We start from the raw sequence: 14,465 nt of genomic DNA on the forward strand, positions 1-14,465 counted from the left end.
GTGACTATAGTCAGCGCATGGAATCGGACTTCGGCACAGACACAGGCACAGGCACAGACGCAGGCACGGACACCGACGTGGTGGTGGCGGGCGGCGGCCCCGTCGGGCTCATGCTGGCCTGCGAACTCCGGCTCGGCGGGGCCCGCGTGGTCCTCGTGGAGCGCCGCACCGACGTGGACCCGACCATCAAGGCGGGGTCGATCAACACCCCCACCGCCGAGGCCTTCCACCGGCGCGGGATGCTGCCCGCGATCGCCGAGGTGCAGCAGCGCGCCCTCGAACAGTTCCGGAACTTCATGCGCGACCGGCCGGGGGGCCCGCCGGCCGGAGGACCCCCGCGCACCCCGCCCAAGTTCGCCGCGCACTTCGGCGGCATCATGCTGGACGGCGCCCTCCTGGACGAGTCCGACCCGGACTTCGCGCACGCCGGCCCCGCCTCCGAGGTGGGCCTCGTACCGCAGCAGGACATCGAGCGGCTGCTCGCCGAACGCGCCGCGCGGCTCGGCGTCGAGCTGCTCCACGGCGTGGAACTGACGGGCTTCGACGCCGGGGACGAGGGGGTCGAGGTCCGCACGGCCCCGGTGGGCGGCGGGCCGGACCGCAGGATACGGGCGCACTGGCTGGTCGGCTGCGACGGCGGCCGCAGCACGGTGCGCAAGCTCGCGGGCTTCGCCTTCCCCGGAACGGATCCCTCGATCACCGGCCACCAGGCCGTCGTCACCATGACCGGGGCCGAGGCCCTGAAGACCGGCTGGAACCACACCGACACCGGGACGTACGTCCACGGCCCGGTCCCGGGCCGCGTGCTCACGGTCGAGTTCGACGGGCCGCCCGCCGACCGCGAGGCACCCGTCACCGCCGAGGAGCTGCAGAAGAGCCTGCGGCACGTCACCGGCTCGGCCGACGTCACCGTCACCGGGGTGCACACCGCCACCCGCTTCACCGACAACGCCCGCCAGGCGTCGGACTACCGCTCGGGCCGCGTCCTGCTCGCGGGCGACGCGGCGCACGTTCACTCGCCGTTCGGCGGCCAGGGGCTGAACCTCGGCATCGGGGACGCGGTGAACCTGGGCTGGAAGCTCGCCGCGGTGGTCCGGGGCGGGGCTCCCGAAGGGCTCCTCGACTCGTACACCGCCGAACGGCACCCGATCGGGGCCTGGGTGCTCCGGTGGACGAGGGCCCAGATCGCCCTGATGCGGCCGGATCCCGCGTCCCGGGCCCTGCGCGGCGTGGTCGGCGACCTGACCGCGACCACGACCGGCACCACCTACTTCGTCAAGAAGGTCTCCGGGGTGTGGCAGCGCTACGACCTGCCCGGCGCCCACCCGCTGGTGGGCCGCAGCGCCCCCGATCTCGAACTGGCCGACGGGCGCCGGCTCGCGGACCTGATGCACGACGGGCGGGCCCTGCTCCTGGACCTCGTCGGCGACGCGGGCGTCGCGGCGGTGGCCGACGGATACGGGGACCGGGTGCGGGTGGTCACCGCGGCCGGCCCCGCCGGAGCGGCCCCGGCCGCGCTGCTCGTGCGCCCCGACGGCTGCACCGCCTGGGCCGTGGACGCCGACGGCGACCGGGAGCGGGCGCTGCGGGAGCTCGCCGGGGCCCTGACGCGGTGGTTCGGATCCCCCGGGCCCGCCGGAGCCTGACCCCGCCCCCGTACGGGAACCGACACGGACGGCGGCGCGTACGCCACACCCGCAGTGGGTGGCGTACGCGCCGCCGTTCGCCCGTGTTCCGTTCCGTGTTCCGGATCCGCCGGGTCAGTGCACGAAGGCCGGCTCCGCGGAGGCCTCCGCCGCGGCGTCCTTCTTGACGCCGAGGTGGTTGAAGGCCAGGTTGAGGAGGATCGCGACCACGCAGCCGGTGCTGATACCGGAGTCGAGGACGACGAGCAGGTCCTTCGGGAAGTGGTGGTAGAAGCCGGGGGCGGCGATCGGGATCAGGCCGATGCCGACCGAGGCGGCGACGATCAGGGCGTTCTCGCCCTTCTCCATGGCCGCGCCCGCCAGGGTCTGGATCCCGCTGGCCGCGACCGAGCCGAAGAGCACGATGCCGGCGCCGCCGAGGACGGGCAGCGGGACGACCCCGATGACGGAGGCGGCCATCGGACACAGGCCGAGCAGGATCAGGATGCCGCCGCCGGCGGCCACCACGAACCGGCTGCGCACCTTGGTCATCGCGACGAGGCCGATGTTCTGGGCGAAGGCGCTGCACATGAAGCCGTTGAACAGCGGGCTGAGGGCGCTGCCGAGGGTGTCGGCGCGCAGGCCGCCCTCGATGGTCTTCGCGTCCGCCGGACGCCCGACGATCTTGCCGAGGGCGAGGATGTCGGCGGTCGACTCGGTCATGCAGACGAGCATGACGATGCACATCGAGACGATCGCGGCCACCTGGAACTGCGGGGCCCCGAAGTGGAAGGGGGTGGGGAAGCCGATGACGTCGGCGTTCCTGACGGCGTCGAAGTTGGTCATGCCCAGCGGCAGGGCGATGAGGGTGCCCGCGACCAGGCCCAGCAGGATGGAGATCTGCTGGAGGAACCCGCGCAGGAACTTGCGCATCACCAGCACGATCGCCAGCGTGAGGGCGGCCATGCCGATGTTCTTCATCGAGCCGTAGTCGGTGGCGGTCCGGTTCCCGCCCTGCGACCAGTTGAACGCCACGGGGAGCAGCGAGACGCCGATCAGGGTGATGACGGTGCCGGTGACCACCGGCGGGAAGAAGCGGACGAGCTTGCCGAAATAGGGGGCGGCGAGGAAGCCGACCAGTCCGGCGACGATGATCGCGCCGAAGATCACGGGGATGGCGTCGGCGCCCTCACCCTTGCCTATCGCGATCATCGGGGTCACTCCGGCGAAGGAGACACCGTTCACGAAGGGGAGTTTGGCGCCGATCTTCCAGAACCCGAGGGTCTGGAGGAGGGTGGCGAGCCCTGCGGTGAAGAGCGAGGCGCCCATCAGGAAGGCGGTCTCGGTGGCGGAGAGTCCGACCGCGGGGCCGACGATCATGGGCGGAGCCACGACGCCCGCGTACATGGCGGCCACGTGCTGGAGCCCGCTCGTGAACATCTTCAGCGGAGGCAAGGTCTCGTCGACCGGGTGCTTCTCCTCCGGTACTGCGACTGCATCTTTGCGAAACCTGGGCGTTGCGGCCACGGCTTCCTCCGTACGGTTGTGCACGTCGGCAGGGACGTGAGTGTCATGGAGGTGGGTGCGAAAGCGTTGCTGTCGAGCCTGTATGCAGTTGTGGGTGGTGCGATTTCTTGTCCCAAGGGGTGCGGAAACGATTCGCCCAAATGGTTCCGCGCATTGAGCCGGTATCGCCGTGGCAGTGGACCGCAACTGGGCAGCACGAAGCCGCGGTGCAGGTGTTGTCACGCGTCACCGCCCCCGGGAACGCCTTCGGATCTCTCCTCGGGCGCTTCCCGGGAACGGCTGCCGCGGACCCCGCTCGGGTCCGCGACCGCCGGCCGGGGGCCGTCCCCCCCGACCGGACTCCGTGGGATCAGGCCTGCACGGAGATCCGCGCCAGGCGCTGGGCCTCTTCCCGGGTGGACACGGCGATCGCGTCCTCGTCGGCGAAGAGCAGTCGGTTGTTCTCCACGATCTGCTTGCCGTTGACGAACGAGGCCGTCACCGGAGCCGCCGCGCCGAAGACCAGGGCGGTGACCGGGTCGGCGATGGAGGAGTGCAGGAAGGTGTTCAGGTTCCACAGGACCAGGTCGGCGAGCTTGCCGGCCTCCAGCGAACCGATGTTGTCCGCGCGGCCGAGGACCTGGGCGCCACCGTAGGTGCCCAGGCGCAGGGCCTGGCGCGCGTTGAGGGCGCGCTCGCGGTGGACCGGGTTCAGGCGGTTGATCAGCAGCGCGTTGCGCAGCTCGGTGTGCAGCTCACCGGACTCGTTGGAGGCGGTGCCGTCCACGCCGAGGCCCACCGGTACGCCGGCGGCCAGCATGTCCGGGACGCGGGCGATGCCGGCGGCCAGACGGGCGTTGGAGGACGGGCAGTGCGCGACACCGGTCCTGGTACGGGCGAACGCGGCGATGTCGGAGTCGTTCATGTGGACGCTGTGCGCCATCCACACGTCCTCGCCGAGCCAGCCGGTCGACTCGAAGTAGTCGGTCGGGCCCATGCCGAACAGTTCCTTGCAGAACTGCTCCTCCTCGACGGTCTCCGAGCCGTGCGTGTGCAGGCGCACACCCAGGCGGCGGGCCAGCTCGGCGCCCTGCTTCAGCAGCTCGGTGGAGACGGAGAAGGGGGAGCACGGGGCGACGGCGACCTGGGTCATCGCGTCGAAGGAGGCGTCGTGGTACTTCTTCACGGTCGCCTCGGTGTCGGCGAGCGCGCCTTCGAGGGTCTCGACGGCGTGGTCCGGCGGCAGGCCGCCGTCCTTCTCGCTGCGGTCCATCGAGCCGCGGGCGAGGGTGAACCGTACGCCCATCTCGGAGGCGGCGCGGATGATCGAGCCGGAGAGGTCGCCGGAGTTCTTGGGGAAGACGTAGTGGTGGTCCATCGCGGTGGTCACACCGCCCTTGGCCATCGCGGCGAGGGAGCCCTGCGCGGCCGTGTACGTCATCTGCTCGTCGATGCGCGCCCAGGTCGGGTACAGCGAGACGAGCCAGTTGAAGAGGTTGTGGTCGGTGGCCAGGCCACGCGTGATCCACTGGTAGAAGTGGTGGTGCGTGTTGACCAGACCGGGGGTCACGAGGTGCCCGGTGCCGTCGATGCGGCGGACGACGTTGTCGAGGTTTTCGGGGGCCCCGCCCGCGCCGATGGATTCGATCCTGTTGCCCGCGATGACGACGTGACCCGAGGCGTACTCGGTGTCGTTCGCGTCGACCGTAGCGATCGCACAGTTCTCGATGACGATGCGCTCGACGGCGCTGTCCTGGGCTGCCGATGCTGCCATGGGACTTCCTCGTGCTTTCAGTGGCGGTGCGGGCACGGCAAAACCCTGGGGATTTGAGTGCCGGAGCCGGGGGCCTTGACAGCTGACAGTACTGCCGCCCCATGTGTTGCGTCCGGGTGCCGATTCGGGAAGTGGGGAAGTGTCGCCCGTCCCGGGGCCACTGCGGAGCCCCGGGACCGGCGTGCCGTGATCAGAGGTTGGTCATGTCCACGGGGATACGGGCGTCGGCGCCGTCCCGCAGGATGGTGGCCTCGATCAGACCGTAGGGACGGTCGGCGGCGAAGTAGACCTCGTTGTCGTTCTTGAGGCCGAAGGGCTCCAGGTCGACGAGGAAGTGGTGCTTGTTCGGGAGCGAGAAGCGGACCTCGTCGATCTCCGAACGGTGGTTGATGATGCGCGAACCCATCTGGTACAGGGTCTGCTGCAGCGAGAGGGAGTAGGTCTCCGCGAAGGCCTGGAGCATGTGCTTCTTGACCTCGGCGTAGGACTTCTCCCAGTTGGGCATCCGCTGCTCGTCGTCCGACCAGCTGAAGCGCCAGCGGCCCGACACCTGGGTGGCCAGGATGCGGTCGTACGCCTCCTGGAGGGTCGTGTACTTGTCCTTCACGTAACCCCAGAACTCCGAGTTCGTGGAGTTCATGACGATCAGGTCCTTGAGGCCGGAGATGACCTCCCAGTTCTGGCCGTCGTACGTGATCTGGGTGACGCGGGTCTCCATGCCCTTGCGGACGAAGGAGTGGTTCACCTCGTCGGAGCCGATGAACTTGGAGTTGGCGTCCGAGGTGGCGATCCGGTCCCAGGCGTACTCCTCGATCCGGATCCGCGCGCGCTTGATCGGCTCCTGGCTGTTGACGAACCAGCGCGCCAGGTGGATGCCGAACTGCTCGGCGGACTCGATGCCGTACTCCTTGGCGAACGCGTACACCGTGTTCTTGGTGGTGTCCGTCGGCAGGCAGTTGGCGTTCGAGCCGTTGTAGTGGACGTCGTCCATGTCGCCGGAGAGGGCGACCGAGACGTTCAGGTCCTTGATGTGGTGGGTGTCGCCGTCCCGCGTGATCTTGACGACGCGGTTCTCTGCTTTGCCGTACTGGTTCTGGCCCAGAATCGTGGCCATGACTAGCTCCCTCGGTAAACGGAGTAGCCGAACGGGTTGAGCAGCAGCGGTACGTGGTAATGCTCGCCCGGGTTCACCGCGAAGGTGATGGTTACCTCGGGGAAGAACGCACCGCTGTCCCTTACGCGGGGGGCGTCCTGCTGCGCCTCGGCTTGCTTCTTTGCACTGTGCTTATTCAAGAAGTACGTCTCGGTCTCGAAGTCGAGACGCACGTGTGTGGTGCCCTCCGGCAGCGCCGGCAGGTCCTTGCAACGCCCGTCGGCGTCGGTGGCGCTGCCGCCCAGGGCCGCCCACTCGCCGTCCAGGCCCGTGCGGGCCGACAGGGAGATGGCGACGCCCTCGGCGGGCTTGCCGATGCTGGTGTCCAGGATGTGCGTGGACACCGAAGCGGTGGTCGCGGTGCTCATGCTCACTCTCCTTCTTCTGCGAGTTCGGCGAGGCGGGTCAGACGGATCCGGTTGATCTTGACGAGCTCGCCGCGGGCGATTTCCCGCTCCTGCTCCGGCGAGTTCTCGATCCGTACCTTGACCGCGTCCCGCATGAACTCACCGGTCGCACCGGTGGCGCAGATGAGGAAGACGTGGCCGAACTTGTCCTGGTAGGCCAGGTTCAGTTCGAGGAGCTCGTTCTTGAGCTCCTCCGAGGCACCGGCCATGCCACGCTGCTCGCGGGCGGAGGTCGGGTCTCCCGGCTTCGGCCGGCCGATCGGCGCGTGGCCTCCCATGGCCTCGCCCAGGTCCTCGGCGGTGAGCTCCGCCATGGCGGACTCGTTGGCCGAGAACAGGGCGTCGGCGCCGGCGAAGGGGCGCTGGGCGAGCATCTTGCTCCCCCAGGCCGAGCTGGCGCACACCTCGTGGAGCTCGGCCGCGGCCGCGCTGTCGTCCAAGGCGTTGAACCGGGTGAGACCCGGGGTCGGACTCGAAGTCACGGTAGGCCTCCGTGGCCTGTTGTTGCTTTGACGGGCTGCGCATAGCTAACGCCCTCGACAACACGGCGTCAACACTTTGTTGAAACTTCGCGTACACAAAAGCCGCCGCCCGGGTGAATTGGGCGGCGGCTGGTCACCACGGGTGAATCCTTCTTCACTCCTGGCTGCTCTTGGACCCCTTCGGAGCGCCGGCGTCCCTGTTCAAGTAGTTGTAGACCGTGAAGCGGCTCACGCCCAGGGCTCCCGCGACCGTCTCCACGCCGTGCCGCACGGAGAAGGCGCCCCGCGCCTCCAGTATCCGTACCACGTCCTGCTTGGACTTCCGGTCGAGCTGCGCCAGCGGTACGCCGTGCCGCCGCTCCAGCGCCGCCAGGATGTGGTCCAGCGATTCGGAGAGCTGGGGCAGGCGCACCGCGAGCAGCTCCCGGCCCTCCCAGGACAGCACGACGTCGTCGGGCTGCGCCAGGGCGGGATCCATCAGTTCGCCCCCCATCGCGTCCACCAGCGGCTTGACCGCGGTGACGAAGGGGTGGTCACGGGGCTCGGTCACGGGCTGTCCTCCCCGATCACGTTGACCTGGAGCGAGACGCGCGTCGCCCCGGCCTCCAGGGAATCGCGCAGCAGCGCGGCCACCGCGGTCAGCACCCGGTCGGACTCGCCCTCGGCGGTGTTGCCGAACGGGCCGACGTCCACCGCGTCCAGCTGGGCCTTCTGGATGACCTCGCGGGCGGCCACGGCGTGGGCGGGGGCCTCTTCGAGGTCGAAGGGCTCGGTCGTGAACTCCACTCTCAATCGCACGCAGGTCAACCTACTGCGCGGTCGGGATTTTTCGGGAGTCCGCACTTGACATCCGCGCCGGGCCCCGTGCAGTCTTCCATCAAGCAGAAAATAACTTCCGCAATACGGAAGGAGCGCACACCCCTCATGGGATACACGGACCAGCGCTTCGATGTGAACCTGTCGATCCTCTTCACGGAACTCCCGCTCCTGGAGCGCCCCGCGGCCGCCGCCGCGGCGGGCTTCACGGCGGTCGAGCTGTGGTGGCCCTGGATCGAGACCCCCACTCCCGCCCAGGAGGAGCTCGACGCCCTCAAGAAGGCTCTTGAGGACGCCGGCACCCAGCTGGTGGGCCTGAACTTCTACGCCGGCCGGCTGCCGGGCCCGGACCGCGGTGCGGTCTCGGTACCCGGTGAGGAGTCGGACCGCTTCAACGCCAACATCAACGTGGCGGCGGACTTCGCCGCCTCGGTCGGCTGCAAGGCGCTCAACGCCCTCTACGGCAACCGGGTCGACGGCGTCGACCCGGCCGTGCAGGACGAGCTGGCCCTGAAGAACCTGGTCGTGGCGGCGCAGGCCGCGGACCGGGTGGGCGCGATCCTCCTGATCGAGACCCTCAACAAGCCCGAGTCGCCGCTCTACCCCCTGGTGAGCGCCCCGGCCGGCATCGAGGTCGTGGACAAGGTGAACGAGGCCACCGGCCTCGGGAACGCCAAGTTCCTGCTCGACCTGTACCACCTGGCGATGAACGATGAGGACCTCTCCGAGGTCATCGAAAAGTACGCCGCCAAGACCGGCCACGTCCAGATCGCGGACAAGCCGGGACGCGGTGCCCCCGGCACCGGCGAGCTGCCCCTGGAGGCGCTCCTGGACCAGCTGAAGAAGGCCGGTTACGAGGGCTACGTAGGCCTGGAGTACAAGGCCGCCGACGCCGCCGCGTCCTTCGCCTGGCTCCCCGCCGAGGCCCGCGCCGCCCGCTAGGCGGAACAAGTCCGGGCGATCAGCCAGGCACCTCACGCACTTTTCGTACGAAGCATCAAGAGAAGGACCCTCATCATGAGCACCCTCCCCAAGATTGCCTGGATCGGTCTCGGAATCATGGGCTCCCCCATGGCCGAGAACCTCCTGAAGGCCGGCTACCCGGTCACCGGCTTCACGCTGGAGCAGGACAAGCTGGACCGCCTGGCCGCCGCCGGCGGCACCGCGGCCGGCTCGATCGCCGAGGCCGTCAAGGACGCCGACGTCATCATCACGATGGTGCCCGCCTCCCCGCAGGTCGAGGCCATCTCCTACGGCGAGAACGGCATCCTGGAGAACGCGAAGTCCGGCGCGCTGATCATCGACATGTCGTCGATCACCCCGCAGACCTCGGTCGACCTGGCGAAGAACGCCGCCGCCAAGGGCATCCGCGTCATCGACGCCCCGGTGTCCGGCGGCGAGGCCGGCGCCATCGAGGCCGTCCTGTCGATCATGGTGGGTGGCGAGCAGGCCGACTTCGACGAGGCCCTGCCGGTCCTCCAGGCCCTCGGCAAGGTCATCGTCCTGTGCGGTCCGCACGGCTCCGGCCAGACCGTGAAGGCCGCCAACCAGCTCATCGTCGCGGTGAACATCCAGGCGTGCGCCGAGGCCGTGGTCTTCCTCGAAAAGTCCGGCGTGAACCTCACCGCCGCCCTGGACGTCCTCAACGGCGGTCTGGCCGGCTCCACGGTCCTGACCCGCAAGAAGGACAACTTCCTGAACCGCGACTTCAAGCCCGGCTTCCGGATCGACCTGCACCACAAGGACATGGGCATCGTCACCGACGCCGCCCGCAACGTCGGCGCGGCCCTTCCGGTCGGCGCGGTCGTCGCCCAGCTGGTCGCCTCGCTGCGCGCCCAGGGTGACGGCGGCCTGGACCACTCCGCGCTGCTCCGCGCGGTCGAGCGCCTCTCCGGCGCCCAGGTCTGATCCACCCCCCGCGGTGGCCCGCTGTCCCGGGCCGCCGCCCGCCCCCGCACGAACGGGGCCCGAGTTTCCGGATGGTGCCGGTGCTGACACCTGTCCTGTCGCGCCCAAGCGCCGGCACCGTCCGGATCACCTCTCCTCTCTTCTTTCTTTCAACAAACTGTTGACGTCGAGTTCACGCCGAAATTAGGCTGTTCCGCATGACGGAAATCGCTTTCCGTCAGCAGTTACCCCGTACGGAAGGTCACCATGTCGAAGCGCACGCTGACGACCGAGTCCGGCGCCCCGGTCGCCGACAATCAGAACTCCGCCACCGCCGGCGTCGGTGGCCCGCTCCTGGTCCAGGACCAGCAGCTGCTGGAGAAGCTCGCCCGCTTCAACCGCGAGCGGATCCCGGAGCGCGTGGTGCACGCCCGCGGCAGTGCCGCCTACGGCTACTTCGAGGTGACCGACGACGTCACCGCGTACACCAGCGCGGCGTTCCTGAACACCGTCGGCAAGAAGACCGAGACCTTCCTGCGCTTCTCCACCGTCGCCGACTCGCTCGGCGGCGCGGACGCGGTCCGCGACCCGCGCGGCTTCGCCCTGAAGTTCTACACCGAAGAGGGCAACTACGACCTCGTCGGCAACAACACCCCGGTGTTCTTCATCAAGGACCCGATCAAGTTCCCCGACTTCATCCACTCCCAGAAGCGCGACCCCTTCACGGGCAAGCAGGAGCCGGACAACGTCTGGGACTTCTGGGCGCACGCCCCCGAGGCCACGCACCAGATCACCTGGCTGATGGGTGACCGCGGCATACCGGCGTCCTACCGCCACATGAACGGCTACGGCTCCCACACCTACCAGTGGACCAACGCCCAGGGCGAGGCCTTCTTCGTCAAGTACCACTTCAAGACGAACCAGGGCATCCGCTGCCTGTCGGGCGAGCAGGCCGCCGAGGTCGTCGGCAAGGACGCCAACTCGCACCAGACCGACCTGCTCCAGGCGATCGAGCGCGGCGTGAACCCGAGCTGGACCCTCTACGTCCAGATCATGCCCGCCGCCGAGGCCGCGGACTACCGCTTCAACCCGTTCGACCTCACCAAGGTGTGGCCGCACAGCGACTACCCGCTGCAGCGCGTGGGCCGTCTGGTCCTCGACCGCAACCCGGACAACGTCTTCGCCGAGGTCGAGCAGTCCGCCTTCTCCCCGAACAACTTCGTCCCGGGCATCACCGCCTCGCCGGACAAGATGCTCCAGGGCCGCCTGTTCGCGTACGCCGACGCCCAGCGCTACCGCCTCGGTGTGAACCACACCCTGCTGCCGGTCAACGCCCCGAAGGCGACCACGGCCGACAACTACGGCCGCGACGGCGTCATGGCGCTGCGCAACGGCTCGCGCCACGACAAGAACTACGAGCCCAACTCGTACCAGGGCCCGGCCGAGACCGGTCTCGCCCTCGGCGCCCCGAAGGCCGTCTCCGGCTACACGGGCACCCACGAGGCCCCGGCCCACACCAAGGACGACGACTTCTTCCAGGCCGGTGAGCTCTACCGCCTGATGTCGGAGGCCGAGAAGGAGCGTCTGGTGGCGAACATCGCCGGCGGGCTCTCCCAGGTCACCCTGGAAGACGTCATCGAGAAGAACCTGGCTCACTTCCACGCCGCCGACGCCGACTACGGCAAGCGCGTCGAGGAGGCCGTCCGCGCCCTGCGCGACGCCTGAGCCGCAAGTTGTACCTGGGGCCTGACGGGAGGTCATGCCCCGGGTGCTGAGCCCGCACCGCGGACCCGGATGAGGGGTGGTACGCGGTGAGGGCCGGACGAGGACCGTGGCGGGCGTGCGAGCCAGTGCGGTGGTAATGGGTTCCGAGGCCCGTCTCTTGACCTGAGGGAGACGACGCCGGAGTTCTCGTCGCCGACCGCCACGGTCCCAGCCACACTCCTCCGTCCCTTTCCGCAGGGTCTACGCACAGAGCCCCCTGCGGAAAGGGAAGGAGCCTTCCACTCCGCCCGGCGAAGCGAACGTCCTGTCGCGCCAGCCTCGCTCCGTCGGGCGGTAACCACCAGAGCGCCGAGTCACGGACGGTCCCGTGACTCGGCGCTTTGCCATTGCCTCCACTGATCCGAACGGGCCGTGGGCACGGGCCGGTTCGGGCGGGAGCTATCGTGGGTGCTGACTGAAAGCTCAGTCAAGTGGTCCGACCGAAGGGCGCGAGCGAGAGTGGCCGACCGTCAAGCGTTGATCCTGGAAGCAGCCGTCCGCGTCATCGCGCGCAACGGCGTCAGAGGGCTGCGGGTCGAGGAACTGGCGGCCGAGGCCGGGGTGTCCACCGCCCTCATCTACTACCACTTCAAGGACCGCGCCGGGCTGGTGCAGCGCACCCTAGGCTTCATCAGCGACCGCGCCACCGGTTACACCGACGAGGCCATCGAAGCCGTGGAGGGCACCGAGGACGCCCGCGCGGTCCTGCTCCAGCTGCTGCTCGGCGAGCTCCAGGACACCCCCCGGGTGCGCGAGAACAGCATCGCCTGGGGCGAGCTGCGGGCCACCGCCATCTTCGACGCGGACCTGCGCGCCGCCCTCACCGAGTCCACCCACAGCTGGAACCGGGACACCGCCGACGCCGTCGCGGACGCCCAGGCGGCCGGTCAGGCCGATCCGGCCGCGATCCCGATGGACGTGGCGGAGCGGCTGAACTCCCTGGTGGAAGGATTGAGCGAGCGCTGGCTGAGCGGCTCACTGGAGCTGGAGCGGGCCCGGACGCTGCTGAAGGGTGCGGTGGACGCGGAGCTGGGCCCGTACCCCGGCTGAAGCGGCGGCCGCGGACACGCGAAACGGCCCCCGTACCTCCTCAAGGAGGTACGGGGGCCGTTCTCGTACGCTCACACCGGTGCCGGCGCGGGTTTCACCGCGCCGGCGGCGCGGACCGTCAGACGGACAGCGGGCGGATCGCGGTCGGGGCGTGGCCCGGCTCGGTCGCCAGCTCCTCGAACTCGGTGACGTCGCTCATGTCGACCGTCTTGCTCATCGCGATGTTGGTGATGCGCTCCAGGATGGCCTCGACGACGACCGGGACCTGGTGCTCGGCGGCCCACTTCTTCGCCGTCTCGAACGCCTCGCCCAGCTTGTCCGGGTCGGTGACGCGGATGGCCTTGACGCCCAGGCCCTCGGCGACCTTGACGTGGTCGACGCCGTAGACGCCGATCTCCGGGGTGTTGATGTTCTCGAATTCGAGGTTGACCTCGAAGTTGATGCCGAGGCCGCCCTGAGCCTGGCGGATCAGACCCAGGTAGGCGTTGTTCACGAGGACGTGGACGTAGGGGACCTTGTGCTGGGCGGCGACCGCCAGCTCCTCGATCATGAACTGGAAGTCGTAGTCGCCGGACAGGGCGACGACCGGGGTCTCGGGCTGCGCGGTGGCGGCGCCGATCGCGGCCGGGATGGTCCAGCCGAGCGGGCCGGCCTGGCCGCAGTTGACCCAGTGGCGCGGCTTGTAGACGTGCAGGAACTGCGCGGCCGCGATCTGGGAGAGACCGATGGTGGTGACGTAGCGGGTCTCCGGACCGAACGCCTTGTTCATCTCCTCGTAGACGCGCTGCGGCTTCAGGGGGATGTTGTCGAAGTGCGTACGGCGCTGCAGGGTGGCCTTGCGCTCCTGCGCGGAGGCGGCCCAGGCGGAGAAGTCCGGCAGCTTGCCCTCGGCCTTGAGCTCCTTGGCGACCTCGATGAACAGCTCCAGCGCGACCTTGGCGTCGGAGGCGATGCCGAAGTCGGGGGCGAAGATCTTGCCGAGCTGGGTGGGCTCGATGTCGACGTGGACGAACTTGCGGCCCTTGGTGTAGGCGTCCAGGTTGTAGCCGGTGTGACGGTTGGCCCAGCGGTTGCCGATGCCGATGACCGTGTCCGACTCCAGGAACGTCGCGTTGCCGTAGCGGTGCGCGGTCTGGACGCCGACCATGCCGGCGGCCAGCTCGTGGTCGTCCGGGATGGTGCCCCAGCCCATGAGGGTGGAGATGACCGGGATGTTCGTCAGCTCGGCGAACTCGACCAGCAGGTCGGTGGCGTCGGCGTTGATGATGCCGCCGCCGGCGACGATCAGCGGGCGCTCGGCCTCCAGCAGGAAGCCGAGGGCCTTCTCGGCCTGGGCGCGGCTGGCCTGCGGCTTGTAGACCGGCAGCGGGGTGTAGGTCTCGGGGTCGAACTCGATCTCGGTCAGCTGGACGTCGATCGGGAGGTCGATCAGGACCGGGCCCGGACGGCCGGACCGCATCAGGTGGAACGCCTGCTGGAAGACACCGGGGACCTGCGCGGCCTCCAGGACCGTGGTGGCGGCCTTGGTGACGGGCTTGGCGATCGAGGCGATGTCGACGGCCTGGAAGTCCTCCTTGTGGAGCTTCGAGACCGGAGCCTGACCGGTGATGCACAGGATCGGGATCGAGTCGGCGATCGCCGAGTACAGGCCGGTGATCATGTCGGTGCCGGCCGGACCCGAGGTGCCGATGCAGACGCCGATGTTGCCCGCCTTGGCACGCGTGTACCCCTCGGCCATGTGCGAGGCGCCCTCGACGTGGCGGGCCAGCGTGTGGGCGATCCCGCCCACGTTCTTGAGCTCGCGGTAGAACGGGTTGATCGCGGCACCGGGGACACCGAACGCTTGTTCGACACCCTCAAGCTTGAGGATCTCCACTGCAGCGGCGGCGGCTGTCATACGAGGCATCGAGTTCTCCTGCGGGTCCGGCGGTCAGACTTTTTCCGTAATGCGGAATTATTGTTCTGCTATACGGAACAAGCTAAGCGGCCACTTCGCGCACG

The 14,465-nt window shown here is 69.1% G+C and carries 13 protein-coding genes; 5 read left to right on the plus strand and 8 right to left on the minus strand.

What is annotated here, in order from left to right; translation table 11 throughout:
- Nucleotides 1–17: 17 nt before the first annotated feature.
- Nucleotides 18–1,646 carry an FAD-dependent oxidoreductase gene (locus SLAV_RS08625; RefSeq protein ID WP_051841303.1) on the plus strand — a complete coding sequence of 543 codons (1,629 nt, stop codon included), beginning with the start codon at nt 18–20 and terminating at the stop codon, nt 1,644–1,646.
- A gap of 114 nt (nt 1,647–1,760) precedes the next feature.
- On the opposite strand, the gene SLAV_RS08630 is transcribed toward SLAV_RS08625, so the two are convergent.
- The 7 genes from SLAV_RS08630 to SLAV_RS08660 form a co-directional block, all read right to left on the minus strand.
- A complete protein-coding gene (locus SLAV_RS08630) occupies nt 1,761–3,152 on the minus strand; it encodes a nucleobase:cation symporter-2 family protein (RefSeq protein WP_078950567.1) in 1,392 nt (463 codons plus the stop codon).
- Nucleotides 3,153–3,501: 349 nt separating this feature from the next.
- Nucleotides 3,502–4,905 carry an 8-oxoguanine deaminase gene (locus tag SLAV_RS08635; protein ID WP_030237537.1) on the minus strand — a complete coding sequence of 468 codons (1,404 nt, stop codon included), beginning with the start codon at nt 4,903–4,905 and terminating at the stop codon, nt 3,502–3,504.
- A gap of 190 nt (nt 4,906–5,095) precedes the next feature.
- Nucleotides 5,096–6,019 carry a factor-independent urate hydroxylase gene (pucL, locus tag SLAV_RS08640; RefSeq protein WP_030237539.1) on the minus strand — a complete coding sequence of 308 codons (924 nt, stop codon included), beginning with the start codon at nt 6,017–6,019 and terminating at the stop codon, nt 5,096–5,098.
- Between the two features lie 2 nt (nt 6,020–6,021).
- Complete coding sequence (gene uraH / locus SLAV_RS08645; RefSeq protein ID WP_030237542.1) at nt 6,022–6,426, minus strand: hydroxyisourate hydrolase; 405 nt, start codon at nt 6,424–6,426, stop codon at nt 6,022–6,024.
- A gap of 2 nt (nt 6,427–6,428) precedes the next feature.
- A complete protein-coding gene (uraD, locus tag SLAV_RS08650) occupies nt 6,429–6,947 on the minus strand; it encodes a 2-oxo-4-hydroxy-4-carboxy-5-ureidoimidazoline decarboxylase (protein WP_030237545.1) in 519 nt (172 codons plus the stop codon).
- A gap of 154 nt (nt 6,948–7,101) precedes the next feature.
- Nucleotides 7,102–7,497: a helix-turn-helix domain-containing protein gene (locus SLAV_RS08655; RefSeq protein WP_030237547.1), complete on the minus strand. Its 396-nt coding sequence runs from the start codon at nt 7,495–7,497 to the stop codon at nt 7,102–7,104.
- A complete protein-coding gene (locus tag SLAV_RS08660) occupies nt 7,494–7,745 on the minus strand; it encodes a thiamine-binding protein (RefSeq protein ID WP_078950568.1) in 252 nt (83 codons plus the stop codon). The genes SLAV_RS08655 and SLAV_RS08660 overlap by 4 nt, the downstream gene beginning before the upstream one ends.
- A 126-nt stretch (nt 7,746–7,871) precedes the next feature.
- Between SLAV_RS08660 and SLAV_RS08665 the strand changes: the two genes are divergently transcribed.
- The 4 genes from SLAV_RS08665 (at nt 7,872) to SLAV_RS08680 (ending at nt 12,464) form a co-directional block, all read left to right on the plus strand.
- Entirely contained in the window at nt 7,872–8,705 is an 834-nt protein-coding gene (locus SLAV_RS08665; RefSeq protein WP_030237551.1) for a TIM barrel protein, read from the plus strand.
- A gap of 75 nt (nt 8,706–8,780) precedes the next feature.
- Nucleotides 8,781–9,671, plus strand: a complete 891-nt coding sequence (locus SLAV_RS08670; protein ID WP_030237553.1) for a 2-hydroxy-3-oxopropionate reductase — start codon at nt 8,781–8,783, stop codon at nt 9,669–9,671.
- A gap of 246 nt (nt 9,672–9,917) precedes the next feature.
- Nucleotides 9,918–11,375 carry a catalase gene (locus SLAV_RS08675; RefSeq protein ID WP_030237554.1) on the plus strand — a complete coding sequence of 486 codons (1,458 nt, stop codon included), beginning with the start codon at nt 9,918–9,920 and terminating at the stop codon, nt 11,373–11,375.
- 498 nt (nt 11,376–11,873) lie between these two features.
- Nucleotides 11,874–12,464 carry a TetR/AcrR family transcriptional regulator gene (locus tag SLAV_RS08680; protein ID WP_030237556.1) on the plus strand — a complete coding sequence of 197 codons (591 nt, stop codon included), beginning with the start codon at nt 11,874–11,876 and terminating at the stop codon, nt 12,462–12,464.
- 118 nt (nt 12,465–12,582) lie between these two features.
- On the opposite strand, the gene gcl is transcribed toward SLAV_RS08680, so the two are convergent.
- On the minus strand, nt 12,583–14,361 hold the full coding sequence (gene gcl / locus SLAV_RS08685; protein ID WP_030237559.1) for a glyoxylate carboligase: 1,779 nt from the start codon (nt 14,359–14,361) through the stop codon (nt 12,583–12,585).
- Between the last annotated feature and the right edge of the window lie 104 nt (nt 14,362–14,465).

Origin of the sequence: Streptomyces lavendulae subsp. lavendulae (genome assembly GCF_002803845.1) — a bacterium.
GTDB lineage: Bacteria > Actinomycetota > Actinomycetes > Streptomycetales > Streptomycetaceae > Streptomyces > Streptomyces lavendulae.